This is a genomic window from Burkholderia sp. AU4i, assembly GCF_000466765.1.
GTDB classification, from domain to species: Bacteria; Pseudomonadota; Gammaproteobacteria; order Burkholderiales; family Burkholderiaceae; genus Burkholderia; species Burkholderia cepacia.
This window is the reverse complement of sequence record NZ_ASSI01000473.1, coordinates 1-731: the sequence shown is the minus strand read 5'-3', so window position 1 is coordinate 731 and position 731 is coordinate 1. Positions and strand designations below refer to the sequence as shown.

Sequence of the window (731 nt, the reverse complement as noted above, 5' to 3'; positions counted from 1 at the left end):
CGCCTCCACTTCGCCGTTTCCGCATGAACCAGCCGTCCTCCGTCCCCGTCCCGCCGCTCGACGCCACGCCCGCCCGTGCGCTCGGCGAATTCATCCGCGCCCACCGCGAGCGGCTGTCGCCGCAGGCCGTCGGCCTGCCGCCCGGCCCGCGCCGCCGCACGCCGGGGCTGCGGCGCGAGGAAGTCGCGCAGCTCTGCGGCGTCAGCCCCACCTGGTACACGTGGATCGAACAGGGCCGCCCCGTGTCCGCGTCGGCCGACGCACTCGCGCGGATCGCCGTCGCGCTGCAACTGTCGAAGGCCGAGCGCGCGTACCTGTTCGAGCTGGCCGCGCAGCGCGACCCGGCCGAGCCCGACGTCGCGGGCGGCGACCTGCCGCCGACGCTCGCCGCGACCGTCGCGGCCATCGCGACACCCGCCTACGTGCTCGACCGGCAATGGAACGCACTCGCGTGGAACGCACCGGCCGCCGCGCTCTTTTCCGGCTGGCTCGACGGCGAGCACGACCGCAACCTGCTGCGCTTCACCTTCATGTCGCCGGCCGCGCGCACGCTGATCGTCGACTGGGAAACCCGCGCGCGGCGGCTCGCGGCCGAATTCCGCGCCGATTCGATCCGGCACCTGACCGACGCGCCCACGCGTGCGCTGATCGACGCACTGACCGCCGGCAGCGATGCCTTCGCGCAGTACTGGGCATCGCAGGACGTGTTCGAACGCGAAGGCGGCCTGCGC

At 74.3% G+C, this 731-nt stretch carries 1 protein-coding gene; it reads left to right on the top strand.

Annotated elements, in window-relative coordinates:
* Window positions 1-23: 23 nt before the first annotated feature.
* On the top strand, window positions 24-731 hold a 708-nt coding region (locus L810_RS43605; RefSeq protein ID WP_042978528.1), incomplete at its 3' end, for a helix-turn-helix transcriptional regulator.